Source organism: Parabacteroides sp. CT06 (genome assembly GCF_002257605.1).
Taxonomy (GTDB): domain Bacteria; phylum Bacteroidota; class Bacteroidia; order Bacteroidales; family Tannerellaceae; genus Parabacteroides; species Parabacteroides distasonis.
In genome coordinates this window covers 3,972,084-3,995,750 of sequence record NZ_CP022754.1, presented here as the reverse complement: position 1 = coordinate 3,995,750, position 23,667 = coordinate 3,972,084, and the positions used below count along the sequence as shown (strand labels likewise).

Sequence of the window (23,667 nt, the reverse complement as noted above, 5' to 3'; positions counted from 1 at the left end):
GAGGGATATTATTAGAGTGATCTGTAAATATTTTCATAGCTTTGTCTCATCTAAAAATTACATGCTTGGACTTTCAGTTAGACACGAACAATAAGGAGTTTCAGGATGCCTTGCAACTGATCACTCACACTCGCCAGTCCGTTTTCCTTACAGGGAAAGCCGGGACAGGCAAGTCTACCTTTTTGAAGTATATCTGTAATCATACGAGGAAAAAGTATGTGGTGCTGGCTCCTACCGGAATCGCAGCCATAAATGCAGGTGGCGTTACCTTGCATTCTTTTTTCAAGCTTCCTTTCCGGCCGATGTTGCCGGATGATCCGGATTTAAGTTTGTCGCATGGTCGTATCTTTGAGTTTTTCAAGTATCCGAAGGAGAAACGGAAGATTATAGCGGAGGTCGATTTGATTATCATTGATGAGATATCGATGGTGAGGGCGGATATTATTGATTGTGTAGATCGTATCTTGAGAGTTTACTCCGGCAATATGCGATTACCTTTCGGTGGAAAGCAGTTATTGTTTGTAGGAGATGTCTTCCAGTTGGAGCCGGTTGTTCCGTCGGATCAAAAAGAGATCTTAAGTTTGTTCTATGCGAGCCCTTTCTTTTTCTCGGCTCGTGTGTTCAAGGATATCAATTTAGTACCGATCGAGTTGCAAAAGGTGTATCGCCAGACCGATCCTGTTTTTATCAATGTATTGGATCGGATTCGTAATAATGCCGCTAGAAAACAGGAGTTGGATACGTTGAACGGTCGTTATTTTCCGTCTTTCGAACCGCAAAATGAGGATATGTATATTACGCTGGCCACTCGCCGGGATCAGGTTGATTTTATCAATGAGAAGAAGTTGGCCGAACTTCCCGGAGAAGAATATGTCTCCGTGGGAAAGATCGAGGGGGATTTTCCGGAATCCTCATTACCTACCCAGCTGAATTTATCCATCAAGGAACAGGCGCAGGTTATTTTTATCGATAATGATTATGAGCGTCGTTGGGTAAACGGAACGATTGGTATGGTATCGGGTATCGATGAGAATGGAAATGTTTATGTCTTGCTGGAGAGCGGTGTGGAACATTTGGTGGAACCTACCTCATGGCGAAATTATAAATACAAATATAACGAGAAAGAGAGACGGATCGAGGAGGAGATTGTCGGTACGTTCGAACAATTGCCGATTCGTTTGGCTTGGGCGATCACGGTGCATAAGAGTCAAGGCTTGACTTTTAGCCGGGTGGTAGTTGATTTGACCGGGGGTGTATTCGTCGGGGGACAAACCTATGTGGCGTTGAGCCGTTGTACCTCATTGGAGGGATTGGTGCTAAAAAGCAAGATCTCTTCCCGGGATATCTTTATCCGGAAAGAGATCGTGGAATTCAGCCAAATATTCAACAACCAAGCGTTAATAGAGAAAAGCCTCAAGGAAAGTGAGGCGGAACTACAATATGGTCGGGCGGCTCAGGGATTTCGGCTAGGTAATATGCAAGAGGCGGTCGAGGCTTTTGCCGCCGCTGTATCTAAACGGAATGAATTGGATAATCCGATGGTACAACGGCTGCTTCGTTTGAAATTGCAAGCGTTGAATAGTCAAAAGGCACAGATTAAGGCTTTGCGGGAAGAGTTGCATTCGCTTCGTGAGACCCAGAAAGAGTATGCGCATGAATATTACTTGATGGGCAACGAGTGCATAACGAAGGCCCATGACGCGAATGCCGCTATCCGTTGTTTTGATAAGGCCTTGAATTTGAATCCGAATTATGTGGAAGCTTGGGTACGCAAAGGGGTTACTTTATTGGATATAGGTGAGGACTATGACGCTCAGGTTTGTTTAAACAAGGCGGTAAAATTAAGCCCGAAGTCTTTTAAGGCTCGCTATAACCGTGGAAAATGCCTATTGAAACTCAAATATTACGATGAAGCTATTCTGGATTTCCAGCAGGCGATAAGCATCAAACCTAAACATGCGGCTTCCCACGAATATCTAGCGGAAGGGTTCCGGGCGATAGGAGAGGACGAATTAGCCCAGCAGCATCAAGATATTGCGGATGCCTTGCGAGGGGGAGAGGATATATGATGAAATAGAAAAGGCGAGAAAATTTATTTCCCGCCTTTTTTATGGAGTTATATCTCTTGATTAATTAAAGATGTAACGGATACCAACCTGCATTTTCCAGCATTCAGTATAGATACGGTTATAAGAATAAGTCTCAGTCGGATATTCACCATTGATCTTATACATGGAGAAAATTGGAGTCTTGTTATCATCCATGCCTTCATATTTCAAGATACGGCAACCGTTGGAAGAAGATGCGTTCTTCATTACACCCCATTTCGAGTTGATCATATTACCGATATTCATGAAATCAAGGCTCAATTGGAAATGATGTTCGGTTTTACCTGCCTTGAATGAGAAATCTTCCGTGATACGAAGGTCGAAACGATGTACCCAAGGTGCACGTGCGGCATAAGCCTCAGCGTATTCTCCCTTGTGATTCTTTAAATAAGAATCTTGGTCTACGAAGTTCCAGAAAGCGGTTCTATCTGCTTCATTCTTGAATTTGATTTCACTGTCATCTTTCGGGATATACATCATATCATTATTGATACCGTCGCCATTCATATCATTCGTATAAGCGAAGCTATATCCGGAAGCGGAATAACCGGAATAGAACAGATTTAAGCTTGTTTTTCTGAGCAGACCTTTATGGCGGAAGGGTAGATTATAATTGATCGCTGCGATTACCTTGTCGGGCACTACATACCGTGAACGTTGTACGGTTGCGAAATTTGGTCCGTCTATCGTTAACATTCCCTGCCATGTAGATACAGGGTCGCTACCCGGAAGACCGGAAATTTCTTTGGATTCCGTGTGCGTATAAGCCAACATCATGTTCAAATCCTCTACGGGTTGAGCGTTAACCGTAACATTGGCGGTATAACCATGTCCTTTGGATGTGTTAGTTAATACAACCGCATTCTTACCGGATACATACGTATAATCAGATGGATAAATCAAACGGTTATCCGCTCCGTTAAAATGTTCCCAATTTGACGGGTCCTTGATGTTGATATTCTCAAGGGTTACGGCATTGATGTTCTTGTTATAGATGAACTCGCCGGTTACGGATAATGGGAAGGAAGTAGGGAGCTGATAATCTACAGCCAAGGAGGTTTTCCATATTTGTGGCATCTTGAAGTTGTCCTTTACGCCAGAGATCTTAGAACCGGCAACCGGATTCTCTATCGTGGTAGGAAGGCCGAATTTCTTGATCGCATCGTCTACATTCGTAATCATGCCGCCAGCCAATTGATCCAGACGGGAATCATGACTTACCGCAATTCCATTCTCATATTTTGTACCGAATACTACGGCATTTTGTACCATATTCGAGTTTGTCGGCATATTCGTAAAGAATACCAAGGGTAAACGTCCGGTAAATATACCTGTACCACCACGTACTTTTAAGGAATTATCCTTGAACACATCCCAAACGAAACCTACACGAGGGGATATTTGCATTCTAGACTTAGGCCATTTGCCGGTGTCGATATGTTTGCCTCCGAAATCAAGATCGTAGATTGCGTCGTTTCTTTGAAGATCACTATTGTCGAAAATTAAATCATCGAAACGTATGCCATAAGTTAACTTCACGTTCGGACGAATGTTCCACTCATCCTGTGCGTAGAATCCGATCTGGTTAAAAGTAACCTGAGCTTTCGGGTCGGAAACACCGTTGTAACCGTATGTCCATGCGAACGTTTCAGGAGCGGCACCGTTCAAGAAATCATCTAAGCTGCTGTAACGATAATATCCCGTACCGTTGCGCATATAAGCATTGCTAGCAAGTTGGTGCTCGAAACTGATACCAGCTGTGATCTTATGGTCGCCGGCAAAGTAAGTGAAGTTATCGATAACACTTGTGATCTTGTTCTTCACGCCGTTGTTGTAAGTAAATAATTCATATCCGGCACTCATATAAGGCTCCATGATTTGGTTACCTTCCGCATCTTTACCTGCCAAGATATCAATGAAGGGAAAAGGGGAAGAGTTGGTTCCGCGCATATCCTCGATATCCGTATAAGTGAAAAGTAACTGATTGGAAATCTTATCAGAGAAGCGACTGTTCAAATCAGCGGATACGGAAGACACTTTATTGTCTTGGGAATACATGCTGTTGGCAAAAGACATGGATTGGTAACCTACACGGCTTGTATTATACAGACGAGAGCCGGAACCACCATCCATAGAGTTAGCGTTGGGAGCGTTCCATGCGGTATTCTTTGTATAGTTGTACCGTACGCTCAATTTATGGCCATTCGTGATATTCCAGTCGATACGACCTAACAATTTCAAATTCTTTTCGTCTGCGGGGAAGTTCGTGGCTGATCCTGTATCATAACCATATTTATCTCTTAAGAAATCGGATACCTTTTGCATGTCGGAGAGTGTAGTGCGAGATATGTAGTTATTCTCGTCCGGTTGCTCTCCTTCGGTACGAGCTCTCCATTTGATCACTTGTTGCGGTTGTTTTTCCACCTCTACATTGGCGAAGAAGAATAATTTATTCTTGATGATCGGACCGCCGAACGTAGCTCCGTAAATCGTTTTGGATTCCTTAGCACGTGCGCCCAAGTCTTCTCCATCGATTGAGTTTCCTCGCATATTCTGGTTCTGGAAGTAAGTGTAAGCGGAACCTTTGAATGTGTTTGTACCGGATTTGGTGATAGCGTTGATACCGCCACCAATGAAGTTTGTCTGGCGGACATCGAACGGGGCGATTACCACTTGTACTTCCTCGATAGCGTCCATAGAGATCGGGTTACCGCCTCCGGGAAGATTATCCGAAAGGCCGAAGTTGTTATTAAAGTTCGCTCCATCTACCGTAAAGTTCGTGGAACGGCCATCGCCACCGGCAAAACTCATGTCGGAGGCATAAGGAGAAAGGCGTGCGATATCGGAGATACTACGGTTAATGGTGGGTAAAGAGGTGATCTGTGACGAGGAGATATTGGTTGTCGCACCCGTCTTTTCCGTATTGAACTTCGTTTTCGCCGCTGTGATTACGATCTCGTCCAAGGTCTCAGAAGATTCTTTCAACTTAACATTCAAGTTGTAGTTCTCTCCCAATTGCAGGGTAATGCCGGAATAAACGGCAGATTGATAACCAACGTAAGAGATCGTAACTTTGTATGGACCTCCTGTACGCATACCTTGTAAGGAAAAGCGTCCGTCAACGTTTGTGATCGTACCATAATTTGTCCCAGAAGGTTCGTGAACCGCCAAAACGGTCGCACCAATAACGGGTTCATCTTGAAACATAACTGTTCCACTCATACTGGCTGTTGTTACCTGTGCTTGTGTCGGGATGACAAACAAGAAACTCAGTACAGCTAAAAGGAATAGCGTCTGTAAATGTCTGCTCATAATTTAAAATAGTTAATGTAATAAAAACTTTCGCAAAGTTATGGGTTATTTTTTAATATCATTGTATGTTTCTTATTTAATACTTGTTTCATATTCATGAAGTTGCTGTGACGGGGCGGAATTGAGTAATGTCCTTATTCGGAGATGGATGGCTTGTATTGGCAAAACAAGAGGGTTCTTTATGAAATTTTTAATTTGATGATTCTTAACTAACATTCCCTGTTGGGCGGTGATTTAAAAGAATTATAGACGCTTTTCCTGCATATTGTTGGATTATGGATGTGATTGGTTGAAAATAATAATCTGGAGATCTGTGTGAGGAATGTTAATGCTATGAATATTATATATAGTTTGTGACAAAAAGAGATATCTAATCCCTATCTTTGCGGCGATATACAAAAATGTTATAATTATTTTAAATATAAATACTTCTTGTATGAGGAAAACTTATCTACTTTTAACGTTACTTTTGTTGTGCGTGGGAATATCCATACATGCTCAGGTGACGACGGCGAGTATGAGTGGTAAAGTCACGGATACATCATCGGAAGCGATGATCGGAGTGAATATCAAGGCTACGCATACGCCAACGGGTACCGAATACTACACGATTACCCAGCCGAATGGTTCTTATTCTTTTAACAACCTTCGTATCGGAGGCCCTTATGTGGTAGAGTTCTCTTATATTGGATACAATACGGAGAGCCGGACAGGAATAAACTTGGTTTTGGGTGAGGATCTGAAACTGAATGTAGTAATGCGGGAAGATACCCAAGCTCTCGACGAGGTAGTCGTGGTTGCGGATAAGAACCCCATTATTTCAGGAAGCCGTACAGGTGCGCAGGAAATCATTACTCGTGAGAAGATGGATAAGCTGCCTACGATTAACCGTTCTTTGGATGATTTCGTGAAATTAACCCCGATGAGTAGCGGTAAGAATTTTGGCGGTGTCTCTTACCGTTTTAATAATGTAACGGTGGACGGTGCCTCCTTTAATAACTCGTTTGGTCTGGCTTCTGCTCTTGGAGCTTCCGGTACGGAACCGATTTCTTTGGAGGCGCTCGAGCAGGTACAGGTGATGATCGCTCCTTTTGATGTTCGAAATGGAGGATTCACGGGTGCGGGTATTAACTCCGTAACGAAATCCGGTTCGAATGAGTTTCATGCTTCTGTATATATGTACACGAAGAGTCCGTCTATGATGGGATATCGTGTGAAGGATGAGACGATTGGTGTTTCAGAGTTCTCTAATCACCAATACGGTATCAGTTTATCCGGTCCGATCATTAAGAATAAGTTATTCTTCTTCATCAATGGTGAGATGGATCGTCAGGAGGAACCGATTTCTTATACGACCGCTAATTCTGCGGCGGATGCGACAGTCTTGCAGGGTTTATCTGATTTCTTAGGTGATGAGCTTGGGTATAATCCGGGTAAATTCGACGTGAATAAGACAAATACTCAAGCGGATCGAATCACGGCTCGTTTAGACTGGAATATCAACTCAAATAATGTGTTGAGCTTAAAATATTATTATTTGAAATCGTTTAATACGAATAACCCTTCTACTTCCGGTGCGCCGAATAACGGACGTGGACCGAATGCGTTCGCTATTCCGTTCTCTTCTTCTTTCTACCGGACGAATAATAACTTCAATATTTGGATGGCCGACTTGAATACGACCATTAATGACCGTATGTCTAATTATTTGAAGATCGGTTATTCCCGTTTGCGTGATTATCGCGATATGGATGGTGGTTACTTCCCGCAAGTGGATATCTTGGATGGTGATAACAATGCTTATACGACTTTCGGAACCGAGGCAAACTCCTATAATAACCAGTTGAACAGTGATATCTGGCAGATACAGGATAACTTCTTGATGAATTTTGGCAAACATCAGATTACGGTTGGAACGCAAAGTGACTATCGCGCCTTTAAGAATGGTTTCGCTCAAAACTATCCGGGTTCTTGGGTATTTAACTCTGTCGATGATTTTAAGTTCAACGTATTGGCTACAAAACAATACATGGCCGCTCATAACGGAAGTGTACAAGGATTTGATATCCGTGAGTTTAATCCGAAAGATTTTGGATTTGGTTCCAATGTGACAGGTATTACGAATTCTTCTTCTACGGGGTACCAGTACTATGCGCAAAGATATTCGATGACGGATGATTTTCCATTCGCCGAGATAAATGTATTCCAGTTAGGTTTGTATGCCCAAGATAAGTGGACGGTAAGTGATAAATTGAACTTGACGTTAGGTTTACGTATTGATGTTCCGTTCTTTATGACTGATTTGCAGTCGAATGATAAAGTCGCCGCCGAGACCTATCGGGATGGCATCAAGATCGATGTTTCTAAATATCCGAACGCCAAACCTCAGTTCTCTCCTCGATTCGGTTTTAACTACAAACCGTTTGACGATGAGAATGGAAGTTTGCAGATCCGTGGTGGTACGGGACTCTTCACGGGTACTCCTCCTTATGTATGGATCAGTAATCAAGCCGGCAACAATGGCGTTTTGTTTGGTGACTTGAATGTCCGGGCGGTAAAGGACAAGAATGACAATATCATTAGCGATGGCAGACCTTCGCTAGGTTTTACCGGAAATATGGATACTTATAAACCGGCTGAAGGTAGCGCTACCCGTTCGGATATAGCGATTACGGATCCGGACTTTAAATATCCGAGCTTATGGAAAAGTAATATCGCTGCCGATTATAAGTTTGGTGATGGCTGGGTAGCTACCATAGAGTTGCTGTACTCAAAAGACATTAACGCTATTTATCATGACAATATCGGATTGTATCGGACCGAGCAATTTGTAAATGACGGTGGAGCGGGTAACGCACGTCCATATTATAATGGCTATTATAGCGATAGGGAAGGAAATCAAAAGGCCGCGAATCATGTCGTGATGCTGCGTAATACCAGCAAAGGACATTCGCTTTATACGACCTTCCAGTTGCAGAAAAACTTTGTTGATGGAATCCTGAAGGGATTGTATTTGAATGGATCTTACTCTTTCGGGCAGTCTAGAGGTGTAACAGACGGAACATCGTCTGTGGCGACTTCCGCTTGGAAGTACCGTGCGGCCTTGGATGGAAATGCGGAAGAAGTAGGTTATACGGCAGGTTCTTTTGATGGTCGTTTGTTATTGTCCGCTTCTTATACGGCTAACTGGAGTAAATATGCGGCAACAAGTTTTGGTTTGATCTATCAGCGTTATCGTCCGTTCCGTTATTCTTATTGTTATAATGGTGACGCGAATGGCGATTCTCAGTTCTCCAATGACTTGATGTATATCCCTGCGAATTTTGACGAGGTAAAAGATCATTTGTTACCGGGCGATTTCGATAGCCAAGAAGATGCATGGAAAGCGATGAATGCCTTTATCGAGCAAGATCCTTATTTGAGCAAACATAGAGGTGAGTATGCCGAACGTAACGGTGCTGTCGCTCCATTTGCGAATCAATTGGATTTGAGCGTTTCTCATGATATAAAGATTTACCAGAAGAATGGTCGCTCACATACCTTGCGCTTTAGTTTCAATATCGCCAACTTCTTGAATTTGTTGAATCGTAACTGGGGTGTGGTACAAACAACCGTTTTGGGTAATCAGCAATATCAGTTCTTGACGATCCCGAAAGGACAAGGCCCGAGTGCGGCGAACAACTATACGTTGAAGTATACGATGGCGAAAGATTTGGATGAGACCTTCAAGGATAATTTGAACGATGTGTCTCGTTGGCAGATGCAATTCGGTATCAAGTATATCTTCTAAAAGAAAAATCTTTCATTAGATAAAATTTAATAATTAGAAGAGGTTCACTATCTTTGTGGACCTCTTTTTTAATTTAATGATATGTGGAATAATCGTATTGAGTTCTTACTCGTTAGTTTCTTTTGTATTTGTTCATTGGCTTTTACCGGTTGCCAAACGAAAAAACGATCGGATCGTTATGTCGTAGTTTTATCAATGGACGGTTTCCGCTCTGATTATCCCTCACGTGCTCATACTCCGACGTTGGATTCTTTGGCGAATGTAGGGGTTCGCTCCACGTTTCGCCCATGTTATCCCAGCGTGACTTTCCCGAATCATTATAGCATGGCTACCGGATTGCATCCGGATCACCATGGTTTGGTAAATAATTTCTTTTATGACGTGGAGCTTGATAGTTCATACCGGATGGGAAACCTGGATCCGCGATTTTATGGTGGAGAACCTATTTGGAATACGGCGGAACGCCAAGGGGTTCGTACCGCTTCCTTCTATTGGGTTGGTAGCGAGGTGCCTTTGGCGAGTGGCCAGCCTTCAATATGGAAGCCGTTTGATAAATCGGTTTCTTTTTCAGATCGTGCTGATTCCGTGATCTCTTGGCTGAAGTTGCCGGAAGATATACGTCCTCATTTGATTATGTGGTATATGGAAGAGCCGGATGCGATAGGTCATTCCGCTACCCCGGATTCCTCGGCAACCTTGGATGTGGTAGAGAACTTGGATAAAGTCTTGAATCATTTCTTCACGGAAGCCCGTAAGCTGGATATTTTCGATAAGATCGATTTTATCGTTCTCTCGGATCATGGAATGGCCACCTATTATCCCGAGAGATATGTGAACTTGAATGATTATCTACCCCGGGATAGTTTCGATTATGTCTTTGATGGCGTTCCTACATTATTATATCCGAAGAAAACCTATGTGGATACTGCCTATGCGATTTTACAGAAAGTGCCGAATATAACCGTATGGAAGAAAAACGAGATCCCTGAGAAATTGGTTTACGGAAAGAATCCTCGAGTTAGTGATCTGGTTGTTTCTCCACATATTGGAACGTATGTGCAATTCCGCGAGAAATCATCTCCCCGTTATGCGGCGACACATGGTTACGATAATTTTACACCGGAGATGGAGGCTATATTCTATGCGGCAGGTCCCTCGTTCAAGAAACACGTAGAGGTTCCGCAAATGGCGAACGTGAACCTCTATTTGATGATCGCACGCTTATTGAATATACAGCCCGCCCCGAATGATGGAGATAGCGCTGTCGTTCAGCGGTTATTTAAATGATAGGACTTCGCGCTACTTTCTAAATGGAGATTTACTGCACGGGCCTTGCAGTACTACTGTAAAGCCGGTTGCAGTAATTGATGCCTTATTGATGTTCGCATGTCATCTTACGCATGAAAGCGAGACTGCCTTTAGCTAGCTCATCTGCGTTGTATTTAGATGGACGCCAAAGAGATACGGCTTCCGCCATGCCGGGAACGGAATTGGAGAAATTCTCCAGAACTAAGTTTCCATTGAAATCGATTTCCTGTAGTCCCCGAAACAAATCATCCCAGCGTACGTTTCCTTCACCCAGCATTCCCCGGTTGCTTTCAGTCATGTGAATATGGCGAAGTCGGCTGCCTGCGGCGATAACCGGTTCATAGAAACTAGTCTCTTCTATATTCATATGGAAAGTATCCAGATGCAAAGATAAATTCGGAGCGTCTACGCGTTTGATAAAGCGCAAGACTTCCTCCGCGGAGGTACACATATAGCTTTCATAGCGATTGATCGGCTCTATACCGATCGTGATTCCGGATCGGCCGGCGTATTCGGCAACCTCCGCCCATACCTCACAAAGCGTATTCTCTTCTTCCCGTGTTCGCTGTTTGCCGGAGAAGACCCCGATGCCGGAATGTAAGACCCCTCCCAAGTAATCAACCTCCAGTTCGCTCGCTTTATCCAGCGCCGCCTTGATCAGGCGAGTCGCTTCCTTGGGATAAAAAGGAATATGCGCTTCTTGGGGAAGGTTGAGAGAACAAGTCGCCTTCAATCCGTGTTGTTTCAATTGTCGCTTTACGGTTGGAGCGTCGAACTCCATGGAAGGAGGCAATAAGATTTCCAGTAAATCAAAACCGGCGGCAGATGCTTGCTGGATGGCGAAAAGACCGCCTTCTGGTGTCCACATAGGTGGTATCCAAGAAAGGATGGAAGCTCCGAAAGTAGGATTCATAATCGTATTGTTTTTATTCGTTAGGGTTACAAAGTAAGTACTTTTTTGAAGATTTCATTGCGAAGAAAGTGAAATCCTTCGCAATGAAATATCATAAATGTCATTTAAAAATAAAAGTTGGTACCCGGACAGAAGATAGGGTGGCTGCTGGTGTTATCAATTTCAATCTTATTTTCTCTAGCGAGCCAACCGATAGCGGACCATAGATCCGCATCTGTTAGAGCGGATTTTGCTCTCAACGCCTCAAAACTCCAATGTTGGCCATCTGAAAGCAAATTCCAGATAGCTCCTGCATTTAATCCGATCGATCCTTTTGTCATGATAAAATCTGTTTTTATGTTTATGGTATATAGTGCTTATATTGTTATAACAGATAATATCCGGTAAAAGTATGTTGCGTTGAGATAAATAATCTAAAAAACAAAAATCTCTTGATGCGTTGAATTTTATTCCTTGAAGTCAGCGAATATGGATTCATCGTATACATTGTGTTCCTTTTTATCGTGGAATGGATACCATACTTGGGCGAAGAACGGATTTCCTTTAGCGATCTCGTCGTAATTCCAAGGGAGCGGTAAACATTCCGGGCACCAATGGCCTCCTAATAATACTAATGTGGGAGAGGCCTTAAAACGGTGACCGAATTGGCATTCCCAATCGAGTGGGGTCGATAAGTCTCCTTTTGTCATGGCCGGGGACAAGCATTTTCCTCCCCTGAATTCTGCGGCTTTACGCATATCCTCGATATCCCATTCCGACTTCGGCTTACTTTCATCATAACCATGATCCAGAAAGACGGGTGTTTCGGAGGGGCGTTTTGTCCGGATCTTATCCCAACCCGGGATTGCTTGCCAATCCTCATACGAGCCAAAATAGGCGGATATACGATCTTGGTGTCTGTTCTTGATCCAGTTACGGGTTCCCAGTCCCGGCTTTTTAGCGATGGCTCCCATACCCAGTTTTATGAAGATAGGAGGGACGATCTTTGCTAGGTGGAAATACCAAGGGACTTGGCTGGCCATCCATTTAAAATAATCGTCGCAAGTTTGGTTACTGCGGAAATGCAGATATCCTTCCAATAGATCTGAATCGGTATACCATTGTCCGTGGAAATTACGGATAGCGAACCAGTTCGGTTCGAATATTTTCTCTGGGGCGGGACAACCAATCGCTTTTAACAATTTACACTCAAACTCATAATTCGTCAGGCGGAAAGACGGGCCGCTACTAATATTATAGAAACGGTTCCAAAACTCATCCGGCACCTCCTCCTCGCATACATTCGCTAGTAAGCGACCGGAATCCTCGGCGGTAGCCCATTCCAGCACGCCGTCTAGCGGTACGTGGAATGTGATTGGGTCCGAACCCTTGAATAATAATTCGGGGCATAAGATACCGGTTTGGCGAAGGCACGCCCAATGTTTAATACCCGACTCCACGAAAATACGTTCGGCTATTGTCTTTGAGATGGCATAATGATCATAGACACTTATATTGATCGGATCTCCCGTACGTCCCCAATGAACAGGTGCGTTACGGTGGCCGGTTTGCGCCACGGAGCCGATATAGACTACCTTGATCCGGTCTGAGTTCGGTTGTGCTTTTACGGCATCCACGATATATTGGGCGGCGGTCGTGTTTACTTTCAAGGTTTTTTTAGGGAAATAATCCGCTGCCGGGGAAACCATTCCACCTACATGCAATACGTAGTCCGCCCCCATTACTCCATTTAAGACATCTTGATAATTTGTCAAGTCTCCCCAAACGATACGGATCCCTGCCATGGCCTCATATGCGGCTAATTTCTCTTTATTGATTTTGCTTGGACGAGCCAAAAGTGTTATATTAAAACGATCTAGCCGCTTGGACAACTCGACCAATCCGGCATGCCCCATCGTCCCGGTGGCTCCGGTCAGAAAGACGGTCTTTTTACTTTTCATGATATAATTTAGTGTATAATAAAAGACTTAGGATACTATCGGGTAGCGAAGGTATATAAAAAAAAACTCCCAACCAATAGGTTGAGAGCTTTTGTAGTGGATACGAGAATCGAACTCGTATTACATGCGTGAGAGGCATGTGTCCTAACCGTTAGACGAATCCACCATTTAGATGTCATTGTTTTTGTTTGACGATGCAAAGGTAGATATATTTTTTAATTCTGCAATAGTTGGACTGAGTTTTTTTGAAGAAAAAGTGTGTTTTTTATCAAAATGCCAAGAAAACGGGGAGAATACCACTAAAAGGCGTTAAAAGTAGTTGCGATTTCATTGTTTTTTCATTGTCGGTACTGTTTATTTATTCTACCTTTGCCATCTGTAATTGAACAAAATAGTATTGAACATTACTAATACCAGTTTAATAAACAACTAATATTATGGCAGAACTTAAAGAAAAACTTTTCTCAGAATTCGCTCCTGTGTCTACTGAAGAGTGGATGGCGAAGATAACGGCCGACCTGAAAGGGGTACCGTTTGAGAAAAAGCTTGTTTGGAAGACAGGCGAAGGATTTAATGTAAATCCTTTCTATCGTGCAGAAGACATCGAGGGTTTAAAGACTACAGAGTCTCTTCCCGGTGAATTCCCTTATGTTCGTGGAACGAAGAAAGACAACGATTGGAAGGTACGCCAGAACATTGAAGTTTGCTGCTTCAAGGGTGCTAACGAGAAAGCACTAGACCTTTTGACGAAAGGTGTTACTTCTCTTGGGTTCATCATCAAAGGTGATGAGGTGAACGAGGAGAACATAACTACTTTATTAGAGGGTATTTGTCCGGCTTCCGTAGAATTGAACTTCAACATTTGCAACTGCAAAGCGGAGAAGTTGATCGGTATCTTGGCTGACTACTTCAAAGGCAAGGGTGTCGACGCAGAGAAGTGCTACGGTTCTGTAAACTATGACGCTTTCAAGAAACCTTTAGTAAAAGGTAAAGAAAACAGTGAGTGGGTAGAAGGTGCCGCAGCTGTGCTCAAAGCTGGACAGGCTTTGCCTAACTACCGTGTATTGGCTGTAAATGCGTTCCTTTTCAACAATGCTGGCGCTTACATTTCTCAGGAATTAGGTTACGCCTTGGCTTGGGGTAACGAATTGATGGCAAAACTAACCGAGGCTGGTTTCACCGCTGACGAGGTTGCCAAGAAAATCAAATTCAATTTTGGTATCAGCTCTAACTACTTCATGGAAATCGCTAAGTTCCGTGCGGCTCGTTGGTTGTGGGCCGAGATCGTAGCCGCTTATAAGCCGGCCTGCGAATGCGCTTGCAAGATGGTTGCTCACGCACAGACTTCAGAGTGGAACATGACGGTTTACGATGCTCACGTAAACTTGCTTCGTTCTCAAACTGAGGCTATGTCTGCCGCTCTTGCTGGCGTAGACTCTATCACGGTTCGCCCGTTTGATAAGATTTACCAGACTCCGGACGATTTCTCCGAGCGTATCGCACGTAACCAACAATTATTATTGAAGGAAGAGTGCCACTTGGATAAGGTCGTTGACCCGTCTGCTGGTTCTTATTATGTAGAGGTATTGACGAATTCCTTGGCCGATGTCGCTTGGAAGTTGTTCTTGGAGGTTGAGGAAAAAGGAGGATTCTCCGTTGCCGTGAACGCAGGTGAGATCCAAAATGCCGTTAACGCTTCGAATGTAGCTCGTAAGAAAGCGGTTGCTACCCGTCGTGAGATACTGTTGGGTTCTAACCAGTATCCTAACTTCACGGAAGTAGCTGCCGATAAGATTCAGGAAAAAGGTTCTTGCTGTTGTGGCGGTGGTCATTGCGGCGAGGCAACGATCCCGGCTCTTGATTTCTCTCGCGGCGCTTCCGAATTCGAGGCTTTGCGTATGGCGACAGAGAAGAGTGGCAAGACTCCGAAGGTATTCATGTTGACGATCGGTAACTTGGCGATGCGTTTGGCTCGTTCACAGTTCTCCGCTAACTTCTTCGCTTGTGCCGGATATAAGATAATTGATAACTTAGGCTTTGATACGGTTGAGGCTGGTGTTGAGGCTGCAGTCAAGGCGGGTGCTGAGATAGTGGTTCTTTGCTCTAGTGATGACGAGTATGCTGAATTCGCTCCTGCTGCTTACAAGGCTTTGGCCGGACGTGCCGAATTCGTTGTAGCCGGAGCTCCTGCTTGCGCGGACGACTTGAAGGCTCAAGGTATCGACCAGTTCGTAAATGTAAAGAGCAATGTGCTTGAGACATTGAAAGCATTCAACGCTAAATTAGGAATCGCTTAAGTATAAACAATTATGAGACCAAATTTTAAAAACATAGATATAAAGAATGCCGGATTCGCAGCTACAAACGCTGCCGAATGGGCAAAAGCCAATGGTATCGAGCCCAATTGGAAAACACCCGAGCATATCGAGGTGAAACCTGTATATACAAAAGAAGACTTGGAGGGTATGGAGCACTTGAACTATGCTTCCGGTCTGCCTCCTTATCTACGTGGCCCGTACAGCGGTATGTACGCTATGCGTCCTTGGACAATCCGTCAGTACGCGGGTTTCTCTACCGCTGAGGAGTCTAACGCTTTCTATCGCCGTAACTTGGCTTCCGGTCAGAAAGGTTTGTCCGTTGCGTTCGACCTTCCGACTCACCGTGGTTACGATGCCGACAACGAACGTGTGGTTGGTGATGTAGGTAAAGCGGGTGTATCTATCTGTTCCTTGGAGAACATGAAAGTGTTGTTCGATGGTATTCCTTTGAACAAGATGTCTGTTTCCATGACCATGAATGGTGGTGTGCTTCCGGTATTGGCATTCTATATCAACGCAGGTTTGGAGCAAGGTGCTAAGTTGGAGGAAATGGCCGGTACGATCCAGAACGATATATTGAAAGAGTTCATGGTACGTAATACCTATATTTACCCGCCTGAGTTCTCCATGAAGATTATCGCTGATATCTTCGAGTATACCTCTCAGAAGATGCCGAAGTTCAACTCTATCTCTATCTCCGGTTATCATATGCAGGAGGCTGGTGCTACGGCTGATATCGAGATGGCTTATACGTTGTGCGACGGTATGGAATATCTTCGTGCCGGTATCAACGCCGGTATCGATGTGGATGCGTTCGCTCCCCGTTTGTCATTCTTCTGGGCTATCGGTGTAAATCACTTCATGGAGATCGCCAAGATGCGTGCGGCTCGTATGTTGTGGGCGAAGATCGTGAAGAGCTTCGGCGCTAAGAACCCGAAATCATTGGCATTGCGTACACATAGCCAGACTTCCGGTTGGTCATTGACCGAGCAAGATCCGTTCAATAACGTAGGACGTACTTGTATCGAGGCTATGGCCGCTACATTAGGACATACACAATCTTTGCATACGAACGCATTGGATGAGGCGATCGCTTTGCCGACCGATTTCTCCGCTCGTATCGCTCGTAATACACAGATTTACATTCAGGAAGAGACTAAGATCTGTAAGGAAATCGACCCGTGGGCTGGTTCTTACTATGTAGAGTCTTTGACGAATGAATTGGTACATAAAGGTTGGGCGTTGATCCAAGAGATCGAGAGCATGGGTGGTATGGCGAAAGCCATCGAGACAGGTCTTCCTAAGATGCGTATTGAGGAAGCGGCCGCTCGTACACAGGCTCGTATCGACTCTGGTGTTCAGACCATCGTTGGTGTTAACAAATATCGTTTGCCGAAGGAAGATCCGATCGATATCCTTGAGATTGATAATACAGCCGTACGTAACGAGCAGATCGCCGCTTTGAAGGAGTTGCGTGCTAACCGTGACGAAGCCGCTGTTCAAAAAGCTTTGGCTGATATCACGGAGTGCGTGAAGACGAAGAAGGGCAATTTATTAGAGTTGGCTGTTAAGGCTGCCGGCTTGCGTGCGTCATTGGGAGAGATCTCCGATGCTTGCGAGGTGGTTGTAGGTCGTTATAAAGCAATCATTAGAACTATTTCAGGCGTGTATTCATCAGAAACTAAGAAAGACGCAGACTTCCAGAAAGCTTGCGAGCTTTGCGAGCAATTCGCTAAGAAAGAGGGCCGTCAGCCTCGTATCATGATCGCTAAGATGGGTCAGGACGGACATGACCGTGGCGCTAAGGTTGTTGCTACCGGTTATGCTGACTGTGGGTTCGACGTAGATATGGGACCGTTGTTCCAGACTCCGGCCGAGGCTGCCCGTCAAGCTGTAGAGAACGATGTTCACGTAATGGGCGTTTCTTCTTTGGCCGCTGGTCATAAGACGTTGGTTCCGCAGGTTATCGAGGAGTTGAAGAAATTAGGTCGTGAGGATATCATCGTTATCGCTGGTGGTGTAATCCCGGCTCAAGACTATGACTTCTTGTATAAGGCTGGCGTTGCCGCTATCTTTGGCCCGGGTACTTCCGTATCGAAGGCAGCTTGCCAGATCCTAGAAATCTTGTTAGGCGAATAAATAGCGTTTAAACCTTGCGGTTTTTTAATAAAGAGAGGCTGGACAATTGATTTTGTCCGGCCTTTTTTAGTATTGTATACGGGTTTATGTACTTTTGTAGCGATTATTCAATTAAAAAGGGAAAGAATCATGGGAATCGTTATAGGTATAGACGTGGGAGGTAGCACGACCAAGATCGTCGGTGTGGAGGATAAGAAGATCAAGAACCCGATGTTCGTGAAAGCTACCGATCCGGTAACCTCTTTATTCGGGGCCTTCGGTAAATATATTTATGATAATAACATCTCACTCTCGAATATAGAGAAAGTGATCTTGACGGGTGTAGGTAGCGCCTATATCGATCAACCTTTATATGGCTTACCAACCGCGAAGACGGATGAGTTCCTCGCAAATGGGCTAGGGGCGCAGTATAATACGGGACTGGATAGCCTGTTGGTGGTCAGCATGGGAACGGGTACCTCTTTTGTCAAGGTACAAGGCTCCACGGTCGAGCATATCGGGGGATTGGGTATCGGTGGCGGAACCATCCTCGGCTTGTCTAAGCTATTATTGAAAACGCATGACTTTCACCAAATAGCGTCTTTGGCTGAGCATGGTTCCCTGAATGATATCGACTTGCATATCCGGGATATTACGCCGCATCCGCTACCCGGCCTGCCGCTAGACGTGACAGCCTCTATTTTTGGAAAAGCGGATGCGAACGCTAAGGTTGAGGATATCGCTCTCGGTATCGTTCATATGGTCTTGCAGACTATCGGGCAAGGAGCTGTTTTCGCCTCGTTAAATGGCGATATCAAGAATATCGTGTTGATCGGTAACCTGACTCGCTTGCCGCAATGCCCGGATATTTTCCCCCGTCTGGAGGAGATGTGCGATGTCCATTTCAAGATACCGGAGTATGCCGAGTATCGCACGGCTATCGGGGCGGCTTTATGTTATATCAGGAACCGGGAATATAGGGATATTTTTTGTGGAAAGTGTTAGGCTACATCAAAACTTTATGTATCTTTGCTACATGCTTTGTTCCCTTTCGGCAATCGCCGGATAGGGATTAAAAGGGAATCGGGTGAGAATCCCGGACAGTCCCGCTGCTGTAAGCTTCATAAACGGGTTGAGCAATACTGTTGCCACTGTTCATTCAAGTGAATGGGAAGGCGCTTAAGACCGGAAGTAAGTCAGAAGACCTGCAAGGCGTGTATATTTTCGACGGCTTCGAGGAAAGGCCGGAAGAGAACGCAAGAACCGTATCCGGTTTTTACTATTCTTTATCCAAGGTTTTCTTATCAAGTCGTCTCATGGTTTCGGATAATTATTTTGCCATAATAATTAGGGAAAGAAGCATGAATCTGACCGACGGGATGAGCTCCGTATGTAAGATGCATGCTTTCTTTGAGTTTAAAGGACAGGGGTATTCCGTGAACACTCTATAGAGAATATTTGTTTATTATTAGAAAAGTGCGTTTATTTGCAACGAGTAATTAACAAAAGAAGTATGAATATGAAGAAAATCGTGGGATTTCTTATGGTTGCCTTGTTAGCGTTGATGGCGCTTCCGGCGAACGCTCAGCTTAAATTCGGTATCAAGGGAGGTGTGAATATATCGTCTGTCCATTTCAACTCGGACGTGTTGAAAGCGGATAACGTAACCGGCTTCCAAGTGGGGCCGATGATCGAGACGACTTTGCCGTTGGTGGGTGTCGGGATCGATGCGGCCGTGTTGTATTCGCAAAAAGGTTTGGAGACGACTTCGGTTGGCGGGGTTAAGACTTCGATGAAGACGGATTATATCGATGTTCCGGTCAACTTGAAATGGAAATTCGGCTTACCGATCGTCAAAGCGTATCTGGCAGCCGGTCCGTATATCGGTTTCCGTGTAGGCGGTGATAAATTTTGGGATATCCCGGGTTCCGTAGCGGATCAGGTGAAGGCGAAGAATTTCAGCGCAGGCCTTAACTTCGGTGCCGGCGTGGAGTTGATCAGCCACTTGCAGGTGGGTTTCAATTATGGTCTGGGACTGACTGATAACTATAGCATTGAGAAGGTGAACCTCTCCGACGGTGCCGGAAAGAATCGTGGATGGTCTATCACGGCAGCGATCTTGTTCTAAATAGGTGAAAATAAAATGAGAGAGGCTGGGCTTTAGAAGTCCGGCCTTTTTTGTTATTTTTGGGCTCGTAATGAAACACCTGTTTGAATGAAATATGCGGACGTCATACTTCCCCTTCCTTTGGAGAATAGCTATACCTATCGGATACCCGAAGATCTGGAAAGAGCCGTGACTCCCGGTTGCCGGGTGATCGTGCATTTCGGGAAGAAACGATATTATACGGCCATCGTCATGGAGGTACACGACCGGGAACCGGTATCCGATTTTGAGACGAAGGAGATCTACGCTTTGCTGGATGCCACTCCGGTGCTCCGCCGTCCGCAACTCCGTTTCTGGAAATGGATATCTTCTTATTATATATGTAAGCTGGGCGACGTGTATAAGGCGGCCTTGCCTTCCGGCTTAAAGTTGGAAAGCGAGACGGCGGTTACTTATAATGAGGATTTCGAGGCTACCGCCCCCTTGCGCCCGAACGAGCAAGCGGTACTGGATGCCTTTAGCGGGGTTTTGAAATTGACGATCTCGGAGTTGGAGAAGAAGACCGGTCTCCGAAATGTTGTCCCGATCGTCTCTTCCTTGATGGTGAAAGGGGCGGTCGAGGTGAGCGAGGAGCTAAAGCGAGGATTCGTTCCCAAGACACAGGCGTTTATCCGTTTGGCCGAAGCTTACTGGGATGAGACGAAATTGCAGGCGGTGTTCGAAGAATTGAAAAGGGCGAAGAAGCAAGAGCTTCTGTTGGTCAGCTTCTTGGATTTAAGCCATACCTTGAATCCCGCTTTATCGAAGGAGCTTTCCAAGAAAGAGCTATTGGAACGCAGTGGTTATACCTCTGCGGTATTGGAGGGTCTGCTGAAACGGGGTATCTTGGAGAGTTACGAGAAAGAGGTGGGTCGTTTACAAGTATCCGTCTGCCGCTTGCAAGAGCCGAATCCGCTCAGTCCGGCGCAAGAGAAAGCCTACGGAGAGATCCATGAGGCTTTCAAGACGAAGGAGGTTTGCTTGCTTCATGGCGTGACTTCCAGTGGTAAGACCGAGATATACGTCCGTTTGATCCATGAGGTCTTGCGGCTGGGGCGGCAGGTTTTATATATGTTGCCGGAGATCGCTATCACGACCCAGATCACGGAACGGCTGGCGAAATTATTCGGGGATAAGCTATTGGTCTACCACTCTAAGTTCTCGGACAACGAGCGGGTGGAGGTCTGGAACAAGCTGCTGCATAGCGACGAGCCTATGCTGGTATTGGGGGTCCGTTCTTCCCTCTTCCTTCCGTTTAAGGACTTGGGCTTGATTATCGTGGACGAGGAGCATGAGAATACGTATAAGCAGCAAGACCCGGCACCCCGTTACCATGCCCGTAACGCTGCCATCGTCTTGGCGGGTATGCACGGTGGTAAGACCTTATTGGGTTCCGCCACCCCTTCCATCGACTCTTATTTCAACGCTACGGCGGGGAAATACGGTCTGGTCGAGCTATCCACCCGCTACGGTGATTGCTTGATGCCGGAGATTATTACGGTGGACGTGAAGGAGCTAAAGCGCAAGAAGATCATGAAAGATACCCTTTTCTCCCCTCTGTTGGTGGAGAAGGTGCGGGAGGCTTTATCCCGGGGTGAGCAAGCGATCTTGTTCCAGAACCGCCGGGGATTCGCCCCGATGATCGAGTGTCGGGGGTGCGGATGGGTGCCTCATTGCGTGAATTGCGACGTTAGCCTTACCTACCACAAGGCGCATAATCAGCTGGTTTGCCATTATTGCGGTTATACTTACCGCTTGCCGCAGGTATGTCCCGAGTGTAAGGGGACGGAGTTCAAGATGCAAGGTTTCGGTACAGAGAAGGTAGAGGAGGAGATCGCTGGGCAATTCCCTGCGGTGAAGGTGGAGCGGCTGGATTTCGATACGGCCCGTACCCGCACGGCTTACGAGCGGATCATCTCGGATTTCGAGAAGGGGAAGACACAAATCTTGATTGGTACCCAGATGTTGTCGAAGGGATTGGATTTCGGGAATGTCAGCGTGGTCGGAATCTTGAGCGCCGATAGCCTGATGAATTTCCCAGACTTCCGGGCGCACGAGCGGGCTTATCAATTGATGGTACAGGTTAGCGGACGTGCCGGACGACGGGATAAGCGGGGTACGGTGATCTTGCAGACTACCCAGCCGGAGCATCCCTTGATCCGTATGGTGCAGCATTTTGCTTATAAGGAAATGGTGAGCTTGCAATTGAGCGAGCGTAGTATGTTCCGTTACCCGCCTTACTACCGTTTGATCGTCTTGATCCTTCGGAGTCGGAATGAGGAGGCTTTGCAGGAAATGTCTGCTTTATACGCCGAGAAACTTCGTGCTCGTTTAGGTGAGCGGGTGTTGGGGCCGGTTACGCCGCCTATCACCCGGGTACAGACGCTTCATATCAAGAAGATCGTCTTGAAGATCGAGATATCCGCCGGGATCGCTCCGCTTCGTGAGATATTGGAGGGGATTCATACGGAGATGCAGGGATATGTGCCGTTTAAGCAGTTGCTGGTTCATTATGATGTAGACCCGGCTTGAGAATTGAAAATGGAGAATTGAGAATTGAAAATTGATGGAAAGGAGCTTAGTGATGAAGGAGGAGAAGGTACGGTTGTTGTTTGTGTGCTTGGGGAATATATGTCGCTCTCCGTCAGCGGAGGCGGTAATGAAGAAGTTGGTGAAGGATGCGGGATTGGGAGATCGGATCGAGATCGATTCCGCCGGGATCACCGGGTATCATGAGGGAGACCGGGCGGATTCACGGATGCGGGCGCATGCGGCCCGTAGGGGATATTCGTTGGATTCGATCTCCCGTCCGGTACGTCAGTGGGACTTTCATGACTTCGATTTGATTATCGGCATGGACGACCAAAATATAACGGACTTGAAACGGATGGCTCCCGATCTGGAATCCGTCGCTAAGATCCATCAGATGACTGAGTTCTCCCGGAATAAGTTGTACGATCACGTCCCGGATCCTTATTATAGCGGTGCCGAAGGTTTCGAGTTGGTCTTGGATCTATTGGAAGATGCTTGCGCCGGGTTGTTGGAATATTGTAAGGATCGTATCCTGTGAGTTTACTCTGATAGGCTACCTTAATCCGTTTTTATGAAGCAGTCTCTCTATTTCGTGTGTGCTGATGGAGGGACGATCCGCTTTATCATAGATATAAAGGAGATTAATTTCGCTTTCTTCCATCGATACAATAACAGTAAAAGTGATGACCCTTGCGCCACCACTTTTACCCTTTCCTTTGGAGGTGATCTGCATACGAATTTTGCGGAGACCACTTCCAAGGTCGATACCGAGTCGGGGATTTTGTGCCAGTTCATCAAGGAGTGCGGCATAGTCATTTGCGATGGATGCGTAGTGTTTACCAAGCCGCTTGATTTCTTTATCGAAAGATTTGGTTGTTTTTATTCTATAATTCATGACGTAACTCCTCTAATAACTCATTCGCTGGCCGTGTTCTGCCGGCTATCATGTCTTTCAGTCCGGCATCTATTCCCTCCAGTACCTCTTCCTTACTAATATATTCAGTCTCTTCAGTCTGTGCTTCCTTTTGCTGCGCAAGACGGCGGATGGCTTCTACGGCTTTACGCATCAAGGTCTCATCTTCGGCGATGATACTGAGTTGGCGGAATAATTCTGCGTTGAGTTCTAATGCTGTCATATCTTTATCCTTCTTTTGTCTCTGGTTTTCAATGGCAAATATACGA

15 protein-coding genes, 1 tRNA gene and 1 riboswitch are annotated in these 23,667 nt (G+C 45.5%); of the genes, 9 read left to right on the top strand and 7 right to left on the bottom strand.

Features of this window, described 5'->3' with window-relative positions:
- Positions 1-65: 65 nt before the first annotated feature.
- A complete protein-coding gene (locus CI960_RS17740; protein ID WP_005854111.1) occupies positions 66-2,069 on the top strand; it encodes a tetratricopeptide repeat protein in 2,004 nt (667 codons plus the stop codon).
- A 60-nt stretch (positions 2,070-2,129) separates the two neighbouring features.
- Here CI960_RS17740 and CI960_RS17735 read toward each other — a convergent pair whose 3' ends face one another.
- Entirely contained in the window at positions 2,130-5,420 is a 3,291-nt protein-coding gene (locus CI960_RS17735; RefSeq protein ID WP_005854112.1) for a TonB-dependent receptor domain-containing protein, read from the bottom strand.
- Positions 5,421-5,856: 436 nt separating this feature from the next.
- Here CI960_RS17735 and CI960_RS17730 point away from each other — a divergent pair, with 436 nt between their 5' ends.
- A complete protein-coding gene (locus CI960_RS17730; protein ID WP_005854114.1) occupies positions 5,857-9,210 on the top strand; it encodes a TonB-dependent receptor domain-containing protein in 3,354 nt (1,117 codons plus the stop codon).
- Between the two features lie 81 nt (positions 9,211-9,291).
- Positions 9,292-10,497 carry an ectonucleotide pyrophosphatase/phosphodiesterase gene (locus tag CI960_RS17725; protein WP_005854116.1) on the top strand — a complete coding sequence of 402 codons (1,206 nt, stop codon included), beginning with the start codon at positions 9,292-9,294 and terminating at the stop codon, positions 10,495-10,497.
- Positions 10,498-10,582: 85 nt separating this feature from the next.
- On the opposite strand, the gene CI960_RS17720 is transcribed toward CI960_RS17725, so the two are convergent.
- The 4 genes from CI960_RS17720 to CI960_RS17705 form a co-directional block, all read right to left on the bottom strand.
- Complete coding sequence (locus tag CI960_RS17720; RefSeq protein WP_005854118.1) at positions 10,583-11,431, bottom strand: sugar phosphate isomerase/epimerase; 849 nt, start codon at positions 11,429-11,431, stop codon at positions 10,583-10,585.
- A 104-nt stretch (positions 11,432-11,535) separates the two neighbouring features.
- Entirely contained in the window at positions 11,536-11,751 is a 216-nt protein-coding gene (locus CI960_RS17715; RefSeq protein ID WP_005854120.1) for a winged helix-turn-helix domain-containing protein, read from the bottom strand.
- A gap of 126 nt (positions 11,752-11,877) precedes the next feature.
- Positions 11,878-13,371, bottom strand: coding sequence for an NAD(P)-dependent oxidoreductase (locus tag CI960_RS17710; protein WP_005854122.1), 1,494 nt, complete (start codon positions 13,369-13,371; stop codon positions 11,878-11,880).
- A gap of 94 nt (positions 13,372-13,465) precedes the next feature.
- A tRNA-Glu gene (locus CI960_RS17705) sits at positions 13,466-13,537 on the bottom strand.
- Positions 13,538-13,808: 271 nt separating this feature from the next.
- Between CI960_RS17705 and mutA the strand changes: the two genes are divergently transcribed.
- The 6 genes from mutA to CI960_RS17675 all read left to right on the top strand — a co-directional run bounded on the left by mutA (position 13,809) and on the right by CI960_RS17675 (position 23,023).
- Positions 13,809-15,668 (top strand): methylmalonyl-CoA mutase small subunit, encoded by a 1,860-nt coding sequence (mutA, locus tag CI960_RS17700; protein ID WP_005854124.1) that lies wholly within the window; start codon positions 13,809-13,811, stop codon positions 15,666-15,668.
- Positions 15,669-15,680: 12 nt separating this feature from the next.
- Complete coding sequence (gene scpA, locus CI960_RS17695) at positions 15,681-17,828, top strand: methylmalonyl-CoA mutase (RefSeq protein WP_005854126.1); 2,148 nt, start codon at positions 15,681-15,683, stop codon at positions 17,826-17,828.
- A 129-nt stretch (positions 17,829-17,957) separates the two neighbouring features.
- A complete protein-coding gene (gene coaW, locus CI960_RS17690; RefSeq protein WP_005854128.1) occupies positions 17,958-18,812 on the top strand; it encodes a type II pantothenate kinase in 855 nt (284 codons plus the stop codon).
- 19 nt (positions 18,813-18,831) lie between these two features.
- Positions 18,832-19,035, top strand: a riboswitch (cobalamin riboswitch).
- Between the two features lie 291 nt (positions 19,036-19,326).
- Entirely contained in the window at positions 19,327-19,935 is a 609-nt protein-coding gene (locus CI960_RS17685) for a porin family protein (RefSeq protein ID WP_005854130.1), read from the top strand.
- An 87-nt stretch (positions 19,936-20,022) separates the two neighbouring features.
- Complete coding sequence (priA, locus tag CI960_RS17680; RefSeq protein ID WP_005854132.1) at positions 20,023-22,485, top strand: primosomal protein N'; 2,463 nt, start codon at positions 20,023-20,025, stop codon at positions 22,483-22,485.
- Positions 22,486-22,519: 34 nt separating this feature from the next.
- The gene (locus tag CI960_RS17675) at positions 22,520-23,023 is read left to right on the top strand and encodes a low molecular weight protein-tyrosine-phosphatase (protein ID WP_005854135.1); all 504 of its coding nucleotides are present in this window, start codon (positions 22,520-22,522) and stop codon (positions 23,021-23,023) included.
- 15 nt (positions 23,024-23,038) lie between these two features.
- Here CI960_RS17675 and CI960_RS17670 read toward each other — a convergent pair whose 3' ends face one another.
- Positions 23,039-23,380, bottom strand: a complete 342-nt coding sequence (locus CI960_RS17670) for a type II toxin-antitoxin system RelE/ParE family toxin (protein ID WP_008779978.1) — start codon at positions 23,378-23,380, stop codon at positions 23,039-23,041.
- Entirely contained in the window at positions 23,370-23,621 is a 252-nt protein-coding gene (locus CI960_RS17665) for a hypothetical protein (RefSeq protein ID WP_005854139.1), read from the bottom strand. The genes CI960_RS17670 and CI960_RS17665 overlap by 11 nt, the downstream gene beginning before the upstream one ends.
- Between the last annotated feature and the right edge of the window lie 46 nt (positions 23,622-23,667).